15 protein-coding genes are annotated in these 18,836 nt (G+C 39.3%); 5 read left to right on the top strand and 10 right to left on the bottom strand.

Features of this window, described 5'->3' with window-relative positions; translation table 11 throughout:
• Nucleotides 1-40 precede the first annotated feature (40 nt).
• From A7967_RS10815 to yegD, 4 genes are all read left to right on the top strand, one after another.
• Nucleotides 41-340: a hypothetical protein gene (locus A7967_RS10815; protein WP_054205103.1), complete on the top strand. Its 300-nt coding sequence runs from the start codon at nt 41-43 to the stop codon at nt 338-340.
• A 60-nt stretch (nt 341-400) separates the two neighbouring features.
• Nucleotides 401-1,057 carry an HAD family hydrolase gene (locus tag A7967_RS10810; RefSeq protein WP_054205104.1) on the top strand — a complete coding sequence of 219 codons (657 nt, stop codon included), beginning with the start codon at nt 401-403 and terminating at the stop codon, nt 1,055-1,057.
• A gap of 30 nt (nt 1,058-1,087) precedes the next feature.
• Nucleotides 1,088-1,975, top strand: coding sequence for a DNA ligase (locus tag A7967_RS10805; RefSeq protein ID WP_082355607.1), 888 nt, complete (start codon nt 1,088-1,090; stop codon nt 1,973-1,975).
• A gap of 64 nt (nt 1,976-2,039) precedes the next feature.
• The gene (gene yegD, locus A7967_RS10800; RefSeq protein ID WP_054205105.1) at nt 2,040-3,407 is read left to right on the top strand and encodes a molecular chaperone; all 1,368 of its coding nucleotides are present in this window, start codon (nt 2,040-2,042) and stop codon (nt 3,405-3,407) included.
• A gap of 286 nt (nt 3,408-3,693) precedes the next feature.
• Here the strand turns inward: yegD and A7967_RS10795 are convergent, their stop codons facing one another.
• The 3 genes from A7967_RS10795 to A7967_RS10785 are packed head-to-tail and all read right to left on the bottom strand — an operon-like array spanning nt 3,694 to nt 6,013.
• Complete coding sequence (locus A7967_RS10795; protein WP_054205106.1) at nt 3,694-4,158, bottom strand: methylglyoxal synthase; 465 nt, start codon at nt 4,156-4,158, stop codon at nt 3,694-3,696.
• Between the two features lie 17 nt (nt 4,159-4,175).
• Nucleotides 4,176-4,808 (bottom strand): LysE family translocator, encoded by a 633-nt coding sequence (locus A7967_RS10790; protein WP_054205201.1) that lies wholly within the window; start codon nt 4,806-4,808, stop codon nt 4,176-4,178.
• Nucleotides 4,809-4,810: 2 nt separating this feature from the next.
• Nucleotides 4,811-6,013, bottom strand: coding sequence for a multidrug effflux MFS transporter (locus tag A7967_RS10785; RefSeq protein WP_054205107.1), 1,203 nt, complete (start codon nt 6,011-6,013; stop codon nt 4,811-4,813).
• A gap of 183 nt (nt 6,014-6,196) precedes the next feature.
• Here A7967_RS10785 and A7967_RS10780 point away from each other — a divergent pair, with 183 nt between their 5' ends.
• Entirely contained in the window at nt 6,197-6,667 is a 471-nt protein-coding gene (locus A7967_RS10780) for a hotdog fold domain-containing protein (RefSeq protein WP_054205108.1), read from the top strand.
• A 17-nt stretch (nt 6,668-6,684) separates the two neighbouring features.
• Here the strand turns inward: A7967_RS10780 and A7967_RS10775 are convergent, their stop codons facing one another.
• The 7 genes from A7967_RS10775 to A7967_RS10740 form a co-directional block, all read right to left on the bottom strand.
• Entirely contained in the window at nt 6,685-7,176 is a 492-nt protein-coding gene (locus tag A7967_RS10775) for a bactofilin family protein (RefSeq protein WP_054205109.1), read from the bottom strand.
• The gene (locus A7967_RS10770) at nt 7,166-8,323 is read right to left on the bottom strand and encodes a M23 family metallopeptidase (protein WP_054205110.1); all 1,158 of its coding nucleotides are present in this window, start codon (nt 8,321-8,323) and stop codon (nt 7,166-7,168) included. The genes A7967_RS10775 and A7967_RS10770 overlap by 11 nt, the downstream gene beginning before the upstream one ends.
• A 152-nt stretch (nt 8,324-8,475) precedes the next feature.
• The gene (gene fahA, locus A7967_RS10765) at nt 8,476-9,789 is read right to left on the bottom strand and encodes a fumarylacetoacetase (protein WP_054205111.1); all 1,314 of its coding nucleotides are present in this window, start codon (nt 9,787-9,789) and stop codon (nt 8,476-8,478) included.
• A gap of 152 nt (nt 9,790-9,941) precedes the next feature.
• Entirely contained in the window at nt 9,942-10,988 is a 1,047-nt protein-coding gene (gene hppD, locus A7967_RS10760) for a 4-hydroxyphenylpyruvate dioxygenase (protein ID WP_054205112.1), read from the bottom strand.
• Between the two features lie 439 nt (nt 10,989-11,427).
• The gene (locus tag A7967_RS10755; RefSeq protein ID WP_054205113.1) at nt 11,428-12,858 is read right to left on the bottom strand and encodes a peptide MFS transporter; all 1,431 of its coding nucleotides are present in this window, start codon (nt 12,856-12,858) and stop codon (nt 11,428-11,430) included.
• 331 nt (nt 12,859-13,189) lie between these two features.
• Nucleotides 13,190-14,404, bottom strand: coding sequence for a carbohydrate binding domain-containing protein (locus tag A7967_RS10745; protein WP_152960586.1), 1,215 nt, complete (start codon nt 14,402-14,404; stop codon nt 13,190-13,192).
• Nucleotides 14,405-14,722: 318 nt separating this feature from the next.
• Entirely contained in the window at nt 14,723-18,835 is a 4,113-nt protein-coding gene (locus A7967_RS10740) for a poly-gamma-glutamate synthase PgsB (protein WP_231659030.1), read from the bottom strand.
• Nucleotide 18,836 lies beyond the last annotated feature (1 nt).

Here is an 18,836-nt window from a genome sequence, read left to right as displayed (position 1 = left end):
AAAGTAATGTGTATAGGTTTTTTAATTAAAGAGAATAGTGATGGCTGGATTTTGGAATTACCGAGTTATTTTTTGTGAAGCAACAAAAGACGATGCTGCGCAATATCAAATACACGAAGTGGAATACAACCTAAACGGTAAAGTAACAAACTGGTCTGAAACGGGTGCAGCGCCATTTGGTAACACGTTAGAGGCATTGCAAGATGATGCAACGCGTCTTAAAACAGCGTTTGAAAAGCCGGTATTAAAAGTTATCAGAAAAGAGCGAGGTTATGAGCTGGTTGATGTTGAGACTGGCGCAGAAGCGTTTGCAGAGCCACCAGCGGGTTTAACGCAATAATATATATTATAAAAGGTGCCATGTGCGCCTTTTTTTATAATTAAAAATAAAGGAATGAGGATGACTTTAAAGGCTGTTTTATTTGACATGGATGGCACGCTAGTTGATTCAGAAAGCGTGCATTTTAATTGTTGGAATGATGTATTAGCCAAGTATGGTATTTGCTACGAAGAAGACGAATTTTGTCAACGTTTTTCTGGTAAGGCAACATTAGAGGCCGCAAAAGAAGTGGTGGCGCATTATCAGTTGGATATAACTCCTAAAGCGCTGGCGAAAGCTAAATATGATTACTTTAGTGAATTTGTATCAAACCATTTACCGCCTTTAATGCCCTATGCAAAAGAAGTTTTACTGGCTGTAAAGCAAAGTGGTTTAAAAATGGCACTCGTAACAGGCAGTGCCCGCGCTGAGGCATTACCTATTCTTAAAGGGTACGGCTTTTATACATTATTTGATTGTGTGGTGACTAAAGATGATGTTGTTAACCCTAAGCCTGCTGCTGATCCTTATTTACTTGCTTTAAACACACTTAATATTACGGCGCAAAATGCCATTGCAATTGAAGATACTCACACGGGGGTTACTGCTGCATATAATGCGCAAGTTCGTGTTATGGCTATACCCAATAAGCATACGCTTAACCATGACTTGAGCAAAGCAACTGCACGGTTTGAAAATCTTCAGCAACTATGGCAATGGGTACAGATTAAACTATAGTGTAGGTATCAACCCTGTAAGGATACCGTGATGAATAAAAGGATTTATAACGCGTTATTGTTATGTGTACTTGTTTTCAGCCAAGTTAACGTAGCTGCAAATGACGATAAAAACGCGATTAAAACGTTGTTATCAACGACCACTCCTCACGTGCAGCTTGCTAATGTATATGATGCAAATAATGATATTGCTGTATCGCGCTATTTAGTAAGTGAAAAGTTTGATGGTGTTAGAGCCATTTGGACTGGTAATCAATTTGTAACGCGTAATGGTAACACTATTAATGCGCCACATTGGTTTGTGGATGTATTACCAAACGTGTGGTTAGATGGCGAACTTTGGACTAAACACCAAGACTTTGCCTCACTCAGTGGCATTGTACGCACTATAAAACCAAATGATGATGACTGGCGAAAGGTCAGTTATCGTGTCTTTGATATGCCAGATAAAGTAAATCCTTTCAATGTCCGTTATCAAAATTATCAGCGACTAGTCAGTAATATAAATCAGCCCCACATTGTCGCAGTAAAACAACATCAGTTTACATCAAATGAAACCCTTACTGCGTATTTTGAGCGCACCGTACAGCAAGGTGCTGAAGGCGTTATGCTTCATTTAGCCAGTGCAAAACACCGTGATGGTCGATCGTCTTCGTTATTAAAACTCAAACCGTATTTTGATAATGAGGCCATGGTTATTGCTCACTTACCAGGTAAGGGTAAGTATCAGGGCATGTTAGGCGCTTTGCGGGTTAAAAATAGTGATGGATTAGAGTTTACAATAGGCACTGGATTTAGCGATGCACAAAGACGAATACCACCAGCATTAGGCGTAACAATTACTTACCGTTATCACGGTTTTACCAAGCACGGGCTCCCTCGTTTTGCGAGTTTTTTAAGAGTACGCACACCTGAATAACGTTTCAAAAAATCACTAAATGTGCTAAATTGCGCGGCCTTTTGATGTGAGTAACGGTGAAATAATGGTAGTTGGTTTTGATTATGGTAGTTCTAATTGCGCAATGGGTGTAATGAATGCTCAAAATACAGTTGAGTTAGTACCCTTAGAGCAAGGTAAGTTTTACCTACCCTCAACCTTATATACGCACCATAGTGCATTAGTCGTTGATTTTGTTGCACAACATTTAACTGGCACCGCTTACGAAAGCGACTTTAGAATTCAGCGCCAAGCGCTGCTTAACACGATGCCTCGCATTAAATCAGATTTAGATCTTGTCCCTGGCGATGAAAGTTTATTTATCGGTCGTGAAGCCATTAGTGAATATGTACAATTTCCTGAAGAAGGCTATTTTGTTAAATCTCCTAAATCATTTTTTGGGGCTACAGGTTTAAAGCAAGGGCAAATTAACTTTTTTGAAGACATTGCGACTGCGATGATTTTAAAAATAAAACAGCGTGCTGAAGCGTCGTTACAAAAACAACTAACACACACCGTTATAGGTCGCCCTGTGAACTTTCAAGCAGTGGGCGGGGAAGAGTCAAATAAGCAAGCCATTGGTATTTTAGAGCGCGCAGCTAAACGAGCAGGCTTTCAAGACGTGGCTTTTTTATACGAACCACTGGCAGCTGGGATTGATTATGAAAGTGACCTAACCGAAGACCAAAAAGTTTTGGTTATTGATATTGGCGGGGGGACCAGTGATTGCTCGTTTGTGCAAATGGGCCCAAGCTTTCGTAATAATAATGATCGTGATAGTGACTTTTTAGCGCATACAGGTAAACGTGTTGGTGGTAATGATTTAGACATTGCACTGAGCTACCACGCACTTATGCCATTACTAGGTTTAGGTACTACGTTTAAGTCAGGCTTACCTTTACCGAATCAGGCGTTTTGGCAAGCGTGTAAAATTAATGATGTGAACTTGCAAAGTCAGTTTTATGCGCAATCACATACCCGCGAGTTATTAACGCAGCTGCGTGATGTAAGTGAACCTGACTTATTCAAACGTTTAATTACGCTACAGCAGAACAAGCAAGGTCACCAACTTGTTCAGCAAGGGGAGGCTGCTAAAATTGCATTGTCTTCGCAAGCTACATTTGAGTGTGATTTGGGCTTTTTATCGCCGCAGTTAATTAAATTAATAAGCACCAATGAGCTAGCGCTGGCGGTTGATGATTCAATCAGCCAAATAGTGACCTTAGCAAAGCAAGCAATTAGCGATGCGGGTGTACCACCAGATGTTATTTATTTGACTGGTGGTAGCGCACAATCACCCTTAATTAAAGCGGCCTTGCAACAACACTTAGGCGATATAAAAATGGTGAACGGTGATCACTTTGGTAGTGTCACCGCTGGTTTAACCAAGTGGGCTAATATAATTTATAAGTAGGCAGACTTAATTTATACCCAAGCCACCTCAAGATACAGAATTCAGCGTTTCACAGGGGTTTAATATCAAGGCGTTACTTTGCAACAATGGCAGTCCCTTTTAAGAAGTAACAACGATGAGAGTAAGTGCCTGTGAAACGCCCTGCGGGTTGGTTTAAAAGCGATTTATACTGCGTTATTGATTTTAACAAGGGAACAGCCATTATTTGCAATCAATGCCTTGCCTAAATCGCTTTTAATTCCAACTGAAACTCGTATCTTAAGGTGGCTTGGGTATATAGTTTAACTTATAAATTAACTTGTCGGGTTGCGAGGTATTTTTCGTAATCTGGCAAGGTACGCTCAAGCTCGCTGTGCATTAACGACGAGCTTAATATCATATCAGCACTGACTTCATTACACGCCACCGGAATATTCCATACCGCAGCTAGACGTAGCAAGGCTTTAACATCAGGGTCATGAGGCTGAGAGGCCAATGGATCCCAAAAGAAAATCAACATATGAATTTCATGTTCAGCGATTTTAGCGCCAAGCTGTTGATCGCCCCCCATCGGGCCACTTAATAGCTTGATAACCTCAAGCCCTGTATTACGCTCAATTAAGTGACCAGTGGTGCCAGTACCATACAAAGTATGCCTACTTAAGTCATCCTTGTGTTTGCTGCACCATGCTTGCAGCGCTGCTTTTTTTCCATCGTGGGCAACGAGCGCAATATTTTTACGAGCTGGGAGTGTTTGTTGTTTTTGTTCCATGTTGACTCTTATTTTTATTACATTAATAGATTAATTGCCAGTGCAATAAATACGACCCCTGTTATGCGGTCAATCCAAATTTGACTTTGCGGATGATCGCGAAAGTAGTTTGCTATCTTATCGCCAAAATAAATATATGTGCAGTCGATTGGAAAAGCAAAAAGAGGGTAAAGCAAACCAAAAAATGCTAATTGAAAAGTAGTCGACGTTGATAAACTCGTATCAACAAACTGAGGTATAAACGCAATAAAAAAGAGCGCCACTTTAGGGTTTAGCACTTCGGTCATCATAGCTTGAAACATAACGTTTTGCGCCTTATTACTGACTTTGGGCTTATCATCACTGTTTTCAGTTGCATTACTGAAGGTGCTTTTAAGCATCATAATACCAAGGTAGCAAAGGTAGGCGGCACCAGCATATTGTACCGTTGCATATGCGGTTTCAGAGGCTTTTAAAATGGCAGTTAACCCTGCAACAGCAAATAGAGTATGAGCAACACCACCTAAGGCAAACCCAAATGCACTTTGCAAGCCTGCAGCGCGGCCATTTGCGAACGTTTGTGCCATTAAAAATGCATTTGATGGCCCTGGCGCTACTGCGATTAAAAAACTTGCTGCCAAGAAAGATAACAAAAATTCATAGTTAACCAGCATTATGGTTGCGCCGTTTGAGTAGGGTGGTAAATATGTGCTTTTTTACTGAGCAATACTACCCACAATGGCAGTAACAACAGTAGATGAAAAGCAATAAACTCAGGGGCATTAAATGGCAGTACTTGCGTAAGCATCACTAGTAACCCAGCGCCACTCATTTGCATTAGACCAATTAATGCTGATGCAGTGCCTGCTTGCTTAGGAAAATGTGACAATGCCATACCCGCAGCAGACCCTAAACTTAGCGCAAAGCCTAATGCAGCTATTAAAATTGGTAACATAAAAGTAAAGGCCGTTCTGAGCTCGCTCATCACTAATACCAGCACGCCTGATAGAATTAGCAAGCTAACCCCTAACTTTAATGCTTTTTGGCTGTGACGCTTGATATAGAGCGGCGCAATAAAGCTGGCGACAATACTGACAATCGCATTGAGCGTAAACCAAAAAGTGAAATCACCGACTGTGCCACCAAGTTCGGTCATGATCCAGCCAGGCGCTAGTGTTACAAATGCTAAAATAGCTGACATTGCTACCATGCACAGTAAGCTATTAAAGAAAAATACAGGTGTGGTAATAATTGGCACAAATCGGCGTATGTCTAATATGTGCCCCTGGTAATGACTGTCACTTGGGCGAGTCTCTTTGAAAAATAGCAACGTCAATAGAAGACCTACGCACGCAAAGCCGGCTAAAAATAAAAAGTTCATCCGCCAACCAAACTGCACGGTTAACCAAGCACCTAAAATAGGAGCAAGGGCAGGGATAAAGCACACAATTCCGTTGAGGTAAGTGATCATTTGACCGCTTTTAGCACTGCCATACGTGTCACGCACAATCGCAAATGCTACAACAAAAGTGGCGCATGCGCCAAACCCTTGCAATGCACGAGCACACATTAATACAGTAAAGTTCGGTGACATATACGCCAATAAAGATGACAAACCATACAAAATAATGCCAGCGAGTGCGATAGGTTTACGCCCAAATTTATCTGCAAGTGGGCCTGCAATAAGTTGGCCTAAACCAACCGTTAACATAAAAATCGCGACAGTTAACTGTACTTTTTGCTCATCAATGCTCAGTGCATGCGCAATGTCTGGAAAGGCTGGTAGGTATATATCAATCGCTAATGGGCAAAATACAACCAGTAAAGCGAGTATTAAAATAACACGAAGATGGCGACGCGGATCTGTTGTTGGCATGAATGCTCCTTATGGCTGCTATTCTAAGAACTTAATTGAAAAAAAGAAAGCGGAGATATAGGTACATACGTAGTCAGTGAAAGATAATTTTTTTGCTAACGAATGAATGACAGTTTATTAAACCTTGAATAACTGGTCTGATGTGTTAGTTTTGATTTTATTTACAGTGGTAGAGATTGAGCTATGAGTGGTGGTTCTGTGTTAAAAATCTGGCGAAGAGTAACAAAGTTACCATACGGAAACTGGCTTTTTAGTAAAGCGGTATGTTTTAAAGCGCCGTATTTTGGTTCTATAAAACCTTACATACTTGAATTACGCGATGGGCATTGCAGTGCGGTTGTTAAAAAACGTCGTAAGGTGTTTAATCATATAGGGACTATTCACGCTATTGCGCAGTGTAACTTGGCTGAATTGTGTGCTGGTGTTATGGTTGATGCTACCGTCCCAAGCAAAACACATCGTTGGATCCCAAAGGGCATGACGGTAAAATACTTGGCGAAAGTAGATACCGATGTGACTGCGATTGCTGAAATACCGATGCCAAGACAATGGCACGATAAAGAAGATTTAGTAGTACCTGTAAAGCTTTATAATACCCGCAATGAACTGGTGTTCACCGCAGATATAACAATGTACATAACTGAGAAAAAATAACTTAAAGACAGCGTGTTTTATTCTTTTTCTGCGGCTTGTTTATTAAAAAACGACAAGTCGTTATCGCCTTCGCTAAGAACTGAGGTCAGTTCTGATTTTGACTCAGTATCATTATTAATTAATGCGACCGTTTCAGCTTCATGACGTTGTTTTAAATTACCTTCAATAATAGCACCAGCATCAATGCTCAATGTATCTTGGTAGACATCACCATGAACTTGTGCAGAGCTTTCAATAACGACTTTACTTGCGTTAAGTGAGCCAAAGATTTTACCTTTGACTATAACGCTTTCAGCGGTGACAGTTCCTTCAACCGTACCCGTAGTACCGATCACAAGATGATTAACACGAACATCACCATCAATGCGACCATCAAGTTGGACCTCACCTTGGCTCACTAAGCTACCAGTTAACCGTACATCTTCAGAGATAATCGACGGCGTATTATTAGTTCTTTTTAAATGTGAGCTTGATGAATTACCCACAGGAGATTTTTTTTTACCGAACACGAGAGAGCGCCTTTGTGATTTTTACAGGATTGACATGTTTGCCATTAAGTAATACTTCGTAGTGCAAATGAGTGCTCGTACTTCTACCGGTGCTACCCATTAAACCAATAACATCATTTTTAGCAATGCTTTGGCCTTTTTTTACTTTAATTTTATGCAAGTGACCAAAACGAGTAACAAAGCCATTTTTATGCTGTAACTCAATAAAATTGCCATAGCCACCATTTCGCCCGGCACGTAAAACAATACCATCAGCAGGGGCGAAAATTTCAGTTTTATGCCAACCCGCTAAATCAACACCCTTGTGAAAAGCACGTCGGCCATTCATAGGATCTTTACGCAACCCATAACTACTAGAGATATAATAATCGGCTGCGGGAAGGGCGTGGGGTAATTCGTTTAAAAAATTCTCAAGTGCATTGAGAGAAAGTAACTTATCTGCGATGGCCAAAAACTGCATAGGAATTTTCGACTCATCAAATAAATCCAACGGCCCCCCTTGAGCTGCTTTAGGCGTTGCATAACTTAAGCGCTTGGCTAATGCGGTATCTAAGCCTGCACCTTTGAGCATTGTAAGAATATGCTGTTGCCGTTGCTCTATTTGCACCTCTAATTGCAAAAAACTGCGTTCATAGCTGTTCGTCAATGCTACAAAACGTTGATCTACAGTCAACGAGTTTAAATTATTTACTGACGTGTTTTTTTCGTCACTTTCGTCAATAAGAGGTGCATGGAAATCACTTTGTTGTTCACTATTTTTTATTGGTGAGTCACTGACATTATCATTTTGCTTACTGATGGATTCTGGGAGTGACTCAATCATGCTTTGCAGCAAAGCATGTTTTTGCTCAAGAATACGCAGCTGCTCTAATTGTTTGGTGTGTTGTATTTGTTGGGCGCTTTGCTGCTGCTGCCATTGTTGTTGCTTTGATAATTGATTTTGCTCGATATCAGAAATTTTATTTGTTTGTGAGTAAACTTGAAGTGTAGATGCAGCAAGCCAAGTTAAAGCAATTAAAATAGACAGGGCGACACAAATTTGTAACCAAGGAGCCAATATGACATGTTTGACCTCACCATTTTGGCGGATCAACAGCTGTCGCGCTGGGAAAACTCGATGATAAAAAGACTTAATAAATACTGACATGGCTTATAAATACTGGCTATTAACCGATTTAAGATAGCAATTTGAGCTGAAAAAGCCAGAAAAAAATTGTAATTTATAATAATTAAAATGTAAAAAACGCTCAAATGAGCGTTTTTTTTATTAACCTGATATTAAAAATATTGGCTATTTAATTACTTAGCAGGAAGGATAGTCCCTTCTACTGAGCCAAAACCAATGCGTGCAAAGCCATCAGCTTCACACCAACCACGCATAACAACATTGTCGCCATCTTCTAAAAAGCTGCGTTGCTCGCCATTACTGAGTGTTATTTTTTCTTTGCCGCCACGAGATAACTCAAGCAGTGAACCAGATTCTTCATGGGTAGGACCAGACTGTGTACCTGATCCAAGCATATCGCCAGGCATAAAGTTACAACCATTTACTGTGTGATGAGTGACCATTTGCGCCACAGTCCAGTATGAGTGTTTAAAGCTTGATTTTGATACTTGAGCAGGAGTATGGCCTTCATCACGCATTTTTTGCGTTTCAATCAATACATCCATTTTAATATCAAAAGCACCAAGCTCACGGTTATGGGTTGATTCTAAGTAATCAAGTGGCTGTGGATCGTTCTCATCGCGTGTCCATGATGTTCTGTAAGGCGCCAGTGCTTCCGTTGTCACAATCCATGGAGATACCGTTGATGCGAAGTTTTTAGCAAGAAACGGCCCAAGAGGCTGGTATTCCCATGCTTGTAAATCACGTGCTGACCAATCATTAAATACGCAGAAGCCAAATACGTGGTTTTCTGCATTTTCAATCGCGATAGCATCACCTAAGTCATTGCCTTTACCTAGGTAAATACCTAGCTCTAGCTCGTAATCAAGACGTTTACATGGGCCAAACGACGGTACTTCAGCATCAGGCGCTTTAGTTTGGCCGTTAGGGCGATGAAAAGTTTGACCTGAAACATCGATTGACGATGAACGACCATGGTAACCAATTGGTACCCATTTGTAGTTCGGTAATAATGGGTTATCAGGGCGGAACAAGCTACCAACCGCAGTTGCGTGGTAAATTGAAGTATAAAAATCTGTGTAATCACCAATGCGACATGGTAATGCGAATTCTATATCAGCTTGTGCGATCAGTGCTTCACTTAATGTAGCTTGTTCTGCTGAGCCTTCACGTAGCGCTTTAGACAGTGCTAAACGAAGTGCTGACCAGTATTGCTGACCTAAACCCATAAATTCATTTAACGTTGCATTACTTGCTGCTGCAACGGCTATTTGCGCGTCACCGCTGAATATTGCTAGCTGGTTTACTTTTGCAAGGTCGATAACTTGGTCGCCAATGGCAACCGCACCACGAAATGCTTCGCTTGAATTTTTACGGCGTACTTCTGCAAACGGTAAGTTTTGAATAGGGAAGTCACAGTTTGCAACATTTGCTGAGGCTACCCAGCTAGTTAAATTTATATCATGGGTTTCGTTAATTAAACTCATTACATTTCCTTTGGTTTAGTCAGTCACGCTTTACAGGGATATGGTGACAAATAGCGCGATTTAAACAGTGAAAATCAGATTGTCATTTATAAAACAGATGAAACGACAAAAAGCAGCGAAATACGCTGCTTTTTAAATTTTAAAAACGGTGTTTATAAAACGCCGCGACGCTCTTGGTCACGCTCGATTGATTCAAACAACGCTTGGAAGTTACCTTCACCAAAGCCACCGTCATCAACACGTTGGATCATTTCAATGAAGATTGGGCCAAATAAGTTCTTAGAGAAAATTTGTAGTAAATAACAATTTTCACTTTGGCTATCAACAAGGATTTGGTGCTGGCGAATTTTTTCTTTATCTTCAGCAACCCACGGTACACGGTCAAAAATAGTGTCGTAGTACTCAGGGATAATATCTAAAGTCGCGATTGTTGATTTATCAAGTTTATCAAGCGAGCTTACTAAGTCATCAGTTAGAAACGCTAAATGCTGAACGCCTGGGCCGTTGTATTCACCAAGGTATTCATCAATTTGGTTGTTATCACTGCCTTTACCTTCATTAATAGGGATAGAGAAGGTGCCACATGGTGATTTAAGTGCATACGAGATCAAGGCTGTTTTTTGACCTTTAATGTCAAAGTAGCGAACTTCTGTAAAACCAAATACGTTTTTGTAGAAGTTAGCCCATGTTTCCATAGTGCCTTTGTAAACATTATTAGTTAAATGATCGATGCGGATAAAGCCTTTGTCATCAACAATGTTTTGTTCACTTAGATCTTCAAAGTCTTGCTCATAAATAGAGCCTTTATCGCCAAATTGTTCAATGAAGTAAATTAAGCTGTCGCCAATGCCGTAAATAGCAGGGTATGGTAAATCTTTATGCGTTGAATCAGTCGCTGGTTTTGCACCGCGCTCTACTGCTGTTTCAAATGCTTTTTGTGCATTCTCAACACGCCAACCCATTGAGCAAATTGCTGGACCATGGCTTTTAGCGAACTCAGCTGAGAAACCATCGCGCTCATTATTTAGTAAAAAGTTAATATCGTTTTGGTTGTAATAAACAATATCTTTACCTTTAAAGGTCTTTAATTTTGAAAAACCAAAATCGGTAAATACTTTATCCATGTAATCTGCATCAGGTGTTGCGTATTCAGTAAACTCGATACCAACTAAACCTAAAGGGTTATTTACTTCACTCATTTTAATTCTCCCGCAATAAGCACTGCGTCTTGTTGTATTTAATACAGCAGATGATTAACCATAAATGCGATTAGGGGAAGAGCCGCTATTTATTTAGCTTTGCGAGCAATTGTAAAATAAAAGATACAGTCCCTTTTCGGGGGAGGTTAATGCAGGTTAAAACGCATTCTGTATAGAGCACAATAATCTATAAAAGTAATAAATCCTTGTTTTTGAGCTTATAGAAAAGCCATGTTATTTATTAAAGTTGTTATTTTACATGGTTTTATTAATGATTCACAGAGAATGAACGCGCAGGGTGGATTTAAGATATAACACTATTTGGGATGGCAATAACGATGCGGTTGTGTACTTATTTATTTACATCATTCATATTTTATTGCCCTTAAGTAAAAACGACACTTATGTAAGTGCCGTTTTTAAATTTATAACGTATCGATTACTGCTTATCAGCTACAACTTCAAGTTCTTCAGCTAAGATATGCTCTTGTGTATGCGGTTCATGTTGACCTTCAGCACCGTGCATCCACTTAACTAACTTATCGCTTAGTAAGTACATGATCACAGCTGAAATAACCGCTGTAGCGCCAAGACCAATGAAAATACCTAGTGCATTATCGAGAGCTTCTTCGCCTTCACCTAAGAATGAACCAACAAAGCCTGCAATCTTATTGGCAACAGCGGTACATAAGAACCAAATACCCATTAGCATTGATGCTAAACGCAGTGGTGCCAGTTTACTTACCATTGATAAGCCAATTGGCGATAAACATAACTCACCCAACGTATGGAATAAGTAGAATAACACTAACCACATCATACTGATTTGTAATGGTTCACCTTCACCTTGGCTTAATAAAGCTAAAATCATAGTCACAAAACCAAGTGCTAAGAAAATTAAAGCAATGGCGAATTTGATTGGCGAGTCAGGTTCACGCTTATCAAGTTTCAACCAAATAATGGCAACCATAGGTGCAAAAACGATAATGAAAATAGAGTTTAATGATTGGAACCATGATGCAGGAATTTCAAAATCAAAAAGCATACGATCAGTATAATCATTTGCAAATAAGTTCATTAAGCCGCCGGCTTGCTCAAAACCCATCCAGAAAATGATACTAAATACACTCATAGTGAAAATAACTTTAATACGGTCAGTTTCAACTTTAGTTAGAGGCTCTTTGGTGTTTGAGTTTGACTGTGCTTGCGCAATTTTTACTGCCGGCTCGATACCGATATTGCCTAAGTATTTATTGCTTAGCATAACTTGCATTGCTACAGAGATAAGCATACCAATACCAGCTACGATGAAGCCATATTGCCAACCCATTGACGCTGCCGCATAACCCGCAACTAATGGACCAAGTGCACCACCAATATTAATACCCATATAGAAGATAGTGAACGCGCCATCACGACGTTGATCGCCTTCTTGATATAAATCACCAACCATAGTTGAGATATTTGGTTTGAATAAACCATTACCCAAACATAATAAGGCAAGGCCAAGATAGAAAATATTCTCTTCTTGTCCTGCCAACATATCATGAGGAATACCCATGGTAAAATGACCTGCAGCCATCAATAAACCACCAATTACGATAGCTTTACGTTGTCCAAGCACGTTATCGGCTAACCAACCACCAAACAGTGGCGTAATATAAACAGCCATTGTAAATGTACCGTATAGGCTTAAGGCGTCTGCATTACTCCAACCAAAGCCACCATCTTGTACAATTGCTACTAGATACAGAACCAAAATGGCACGCATGCCATAATAACCAAAACGTTCCCACATTTCTGTGCCGAACAACAGGAATAACCCCTTAGGATGCCCTAAAAAATCACCTGCCTTAGGTAATGAACTCATATTTAATTCCTAACTTAATGTTTGTTATAACGGCCTTATTTTTGCTTTGATCGTTCCGTGCTTAAGGCACTGTTTGAACGGGTGGCCGTGAATATTATTGTAATGCAGCTAAGGTAATGGTTTGCTAACTGAGTTATTACTCAGAGGTAAGAGTCACACCCTTATCCTAGCTGCAATCGCGGATCAGTATACATACCATGGTTTACTAGGGGAAGTGTTACACGTTGAAGAACATGCGTATAAAGTTAAATTGTATAGACAAGTATTTACTTGTATTTTTATAGAAACAAAAAAGCCAGTCATTGACTGGCTTTTAAAGTAGATTCAGCGATTAGTTGCAGTAGTTGCTATCAACAAATGTTAAATCATTAACGTGTGAAGGGCCATCCATTACAAATGTCGCTACAGCTGTATTTTGGTTCAGCATAAAGATTTTAGCATTTTCACCTTTAACACGACCAGATACATAAATACTACCATCAGCGGCGATTGCGATACCTGACGCTTGGTCAACACCATGTTCACCGATTAAAGATAACGCTAACGAACCTTGGTCAACAGTATAAAGTGCTTTACCTGTTAGTACGTATAGAATGTTGTTATCAGCAGAGTAAGCAATATCACCATCAGCAAACGAGTCACCAGGGAAAGATAATTTGCCTAGTACTGTTTTATCACCCGTCGCTATATCGAAATCGTACATGTATGTCTTACTTGTTGCACGCAATGATAAGCCATCAGCATTCATTGCAGAACGATAGATTGGGTATGAATTAGTTGCAGTAACTAAAGCTTGAGTATTATCAGCAAGATTGAGTGATAAAACCTGAGACTCTTTAGTCGACTTATCTAACTGTTCCATGAAGTACAACACGCCATTGTGAGATGCAATGTTTGATGCTGTATTTGATAAACCGGCAACAGTAGAGTAGGTATTATTTTGTGTATCAAAGTGATAAACAAACCCATCTTCGTTAGAGCCAAAGTTATTGATGCCATATAAACCAGAAGCACATGATGTTGTTACTTGTACATCATCAATAAATCCACCAACAGAATCGGATGCACCTGCGCCAACAAATTTTAACTCAGTTGCTGTAGAACTCGCTTTTACAGTGTAAGTAAATTTTGTCCAGCCTTTGGTTGTAGCATTAAGCGTATCTAGTAACTCACCGTCCCAATATACTTCGGCTTTATTTGTTGTTTCATTACCATTTACACGGGCTGAGTAATAAAAGCTCACTTCATAGTTATGATCTTCTTCGGTAGCAAGAGTTTGAAATGCACTGTAGTTAGCTGTTGAATCAAGCTCGATGTATTTAGAGCCGTCTTGAGCTGTTACGATATTTAGTGCAGACGTTTGAATTTCAAAATTTGCATTAGCCGAACGTTGCCATCCTGGTAATTCATTTAATAGGCTCCATGAACCAGAAAATGCAGCAGTGTCTTCAAATGAACCATTAGCAACTAAGTTAGTGCTAGCCATTGTGAAACTAGATGCAAGTAATAAAGGTAATGCTGCAAGCTTAAAGACTGAGTTTTTCATAATTCTTCTCCTACCAGATCATTACATCTGATTATGTTAACAGGATGTTTAACTTAATATGATACTATTGTGCTATATTTTATGGCGTTGGTCAAATGCTGAGCATGAATATTATTGCGTTTATGGAGATTAAAAACAGGCAACAGTACAACAATCATTTTGAAACAGTGAGTTAGAAAAATAAAATAAAGAATAAAAAAATAATATTTTTTTATTCTTTATTTTTAGCAAGTTACATTGCTAGTAAGTAAGTTTAATAGCATATACAAACCCTAGTACTAAAAGGTTTGTACATGAGTAGAGGTGATGCAATAGCGGTTATTTTTTACTGCTATTAGAAAATGACAGCCATCCAGGCTTTTGATTGCGGTTGAGCTTACCAAGTACCTCAATCGCTTTTTCAAGCGTAATACGTTTTGATGCAATATCTTTATAAACCTGATTGGCAATTTTTTTACGCTTCACGGCGGCTCCAGCATCAAGGAATGACTCTGCGACTTGAGTTGCAAAGCGAGTAATCCGGTTTTTTTGCACAGACTCCGTATTTTCATATTCTAGATGCGAGTAGTTTTCTAAACGTTCACTAATATGAAGTAGCTCAGCTTGGCTGTATTCATTTTGTGCATGATGCATTTGCTTTATACGGCTCAATGAATCGTGTAGATAAGCATGCTCTAACTGGCTAAACTTTGTGATTAAAGATAAACGAGTCAGCGTCTTTTTAAATTGCTCTGCTGTGCTATCAGGGTTTAGCAAGGTCGTTATACTATCGTGAATGCGTTGCCACTGTTGCCAGCTATATACGTAGCCTAAACCAGCTCCTTTGATATTTTGCATGCCAATAACAACTTGGTGACAATATGGCCTAGCTAAAGATGAAAGTTTAAACGTTAGCTCATCAGGCGTAACTTGCGGGTTATCTACAAGTATGCACTTAGTTTTGACAAGGGTAATCAGTATTTTTTGTAATTCAGCTTGATTCGCTTTTAAGTCGGTCAATAAAGGCGAAATATTTTGATAGCTTAAATAGTGATTGAATACATCGTGTATATTCAACCGCTGCTGTGTGCTGAGCGTTAGTGCTTGAACTGTTAACCAGTCATCAAATTGCTGCAACTGTTTCATATTTATGAACATTGAAGCCGAACAATCAAAATTAAGTGCGTGGCTTAAAACTAACGCCAATGATTCTGCATCTTTAATACAATGAAGTTGTGAACATAACGATTCAAATTCTTGTAAATCATCATTGTTGATGATTCTAATTATCCGTTCTTCAAATGCTTGTAGGTAATAACTATAAAAACCGTCAACATTTGTGCCTATAACGACCATTTTATCAAATGGTAGATCTTCAGCGAGAATATGTGCAAAAACTTTTGAACGAGCTACACGGTCATTGCGATTATTTATTAGCGCTATGGTTTGTTTGCTTGGATCATGGCTTAAGCTAAATAAATTTAAGCGACGCCAGTTTTCTAATGTTGCCAAGCGTTCATTTGCAGACATGCTATTGATAAAAGACATTGTAAAATTTTCAAACGGAGCTGGGCAAAAATGTTGTAAAACTCCAATATCAGGAATGATACGTTGCGCAGTTTCTTTAAACACAAAGTTTTTATCTAAACCTATGTGCTCGGCCATCTTACATACTAAAGCAATATTATCAGGGTGTTCTTCATACGGATATAAAGCACGTATATCCGGGGTTATCTGGTAGCCATCACCCCAATGTACTTGGATCAGACTGGCTTGCTTACTTATCGCGTCTTTTTCTAATACAGGCATCATTGTTTGTTCACTTGTGAAAACCTGACTTTTTGGTGCTATAAAGTTGGCCATCTCTTTTGCAACATCAATGCCTGTTGGCCCTAATATGTCTTCGTGATCAGGGTATGCATTCGTTATTGTTGAAAAGTTATCTTGCATCCATTGACGTAAAATTTTGACATAGCGTGGTGTTAAGCCCATGCATTCCCATAAAAAAACGTCAGCTTTGACATTTTTTGCGAAATGTAAGACGTCACTTTGCTCCCAAATGCTCGCTTTATCAAATGGACGAAATAAAGGCACCTCAAATTGCTCTCCATTTGAACGAGCGTAAATTAATGTAGCCTCACAACCGGTTGTTTTGGTAATTACTTTAAGTGCTAAACTACTAAAAAGTGCTGCTTTTAAGCGCTCAGTTCCTGATTTACCACGGGTTCCCCAGCCACCAATACTAACCGGGATTGCTTTACGATCAGATCGAATACGCTGACTTACATGAATATGACGGCCCCAAAAGTAAACCATAAAACCGATAACAAAGAATATGAGTTGGCCAATACTGTTTTGATAAATTGAGTAAAGGTATTCTTTAAAGTTTAGCCATATGTTTACAAGCAGTGGCGATATACTGAGCTTTTTATAGAGTTTACTTATGTTTTCTTCAACCTGAAATTGACAGCCTAACTGCTGACCATATGCTTTAAATTCAAAAACAAAGCCATGCTTTTCTAAAGCTCTTAAGTAATTATCTTGCTCTATGTCATTACCTTTACGCTGAGCATCTAAGCTATCAAAGTGTGTAGATAACCATAAATAAGTTTTAATGCGTTTAAATAAAGACTTTGGCGGCTGGACACACAAAATTCCATCTGGAGTATATGTTTTGGCTGCTTGTTTTAAATTATCTTGGCTTAATACCGAAAGTAAAAAATCAGGAAGTGGCAGGTGAGGGCGAGCTGAGTGTTCTACAGCATCAAATAATGGTTCTCCTGGTACATCGGTGGCACTGATCTCAGCAACGGTACAGCTTGGAATGTGCATAAATGCAGATGGCTTACGTGCTTTACTGTGGTTAAAGCTTTGGCGCTTATCTGAGCTTGGGTTGCGCCACTCGTGCATAAAACGCCACAAACGAAACGCATATTTATAACCATTATTAATGTGCCATGAGTGACCACGGCTACTAACGTTAAAGGCTTCATTCTGTTGGGCTTTACGACTTAATAAACGCCCTAATAATTCTTCATCAATATCTTCATGTTTGAGTGTTGAGACTGCAGATAGCGGTAACGTTTGATCTAATTCAGCCATAATATTTTGATGTTGAAAGGCAACAAGTTGCTCTCTGGTCCGCGTAATATAACGGCGAATAGCAATATTAGGTTCTGTGGTTAATTGCGCGTTTAAACATTCGATGAATACAGTGAATACCGCATCAGGTTCAGCCGTTTCAAGTTGTTGGTTAAGCATAATACGTGCAGTTAATTCAAGTGTTAGACGTTTTATCGCTATACTTTCTTTGGCATTTAATAACTGCTTCCATAAATTAAATGCAAAATTATCATTGCATAAGCGAGGGTGGCTAAGCTGTTTCACTAATGTAAAGCGAACTGAATCAAGGCTTTCAGCTTTTAATCGAGCAGTTAATAACTCTTCTTGAAATGATAATTCGTAGCTAGATGACTGCTCAATAACACTTTGCCGTACACGAGGGTACTCATGTTCAGCTAGTTGTAAAAGCAAACTTTCACATGTTGGTGTTAATTTGATTTGGCTTGTTAATATTTTGGCAAATGCAGCTAAGGTGAATAACTTGATCTCGTAAGTTAACGATTCCTCAGTTTCATCATTAATGAACTGTTCCATATAGACGCGTAGGTAAGTGGGGCGTTGATGGATTAAAATTTCTAAAATATCTAATCGTGCTAGATGAGGTGTGTGGCTATTCTCTAGTGCCAATACTAAAGTTTCAATGAGGCTTGCGCTAAGTTCTGGTGCGCCGTTATAGGTGTGGATAAGCTGAACTTGATTAGCCAGAGCGCGATAAAGTGCATTCTTTACATGTTCATTGTCAGTTTTTGACAATAACAATAAAAAGAAGCTTTCTAAATCTAATGTTTGCCATGCTTTTTCAATATTGTTAGAAAATGATCTTAAATAACGATTACTTAAATCCCCCAGTTTGCCGATTAAAAACTTTAAAGTCTGTTCAATTTCGGCAACTTTATCTTGATAGCGATTAATAACCGCTCCCTCATCAAACCAACGTGAGAAAGCAAGTTTATCTAAGCTTAATTGCTTTGGTGTTCCACCGAGTTGCTTTGCATAATCAAGGATATGAAACTCGCGTTCGGCACTCATTTCAGCGTGGCTTAATCGTTCTATAAAGAGAGAGTATCCGGCATCTAACTTTTGTAAGCTCTGTTGTTTTTTCTCAATTTGGTGACGCAAGAAGGCAATAGCTTGACGCAGCAGCCATGTATCTAAATCTTCATTTTCTGGGATGTTTTGGATCAACTCCCAATCAGCTAAATCATCGACTAACTGTAAGTATTTTTGGCGATACAGATCGAGCCAAAAGTTAGCAATATCGGCAAATAATAAATGTTCTAAGTGCTTTTTAAGTTCGCTGTGGGTCATCTGTTTCTCAACTGTGGCCATA

The organism is Pseudoalteromonas neustonica (assembly GCF_001653135.1).
Classification (GTDB): Bacteria; Pseudomonadota; Gammaproteobacteria; order Enterobacterales; family Alteromonadaceae; genus Pseudoalteromonas; species Pseudoalteromonas neustonica.
This window is presented reverse-complemented; position numbering and strand designations above follow the sequence as displayed.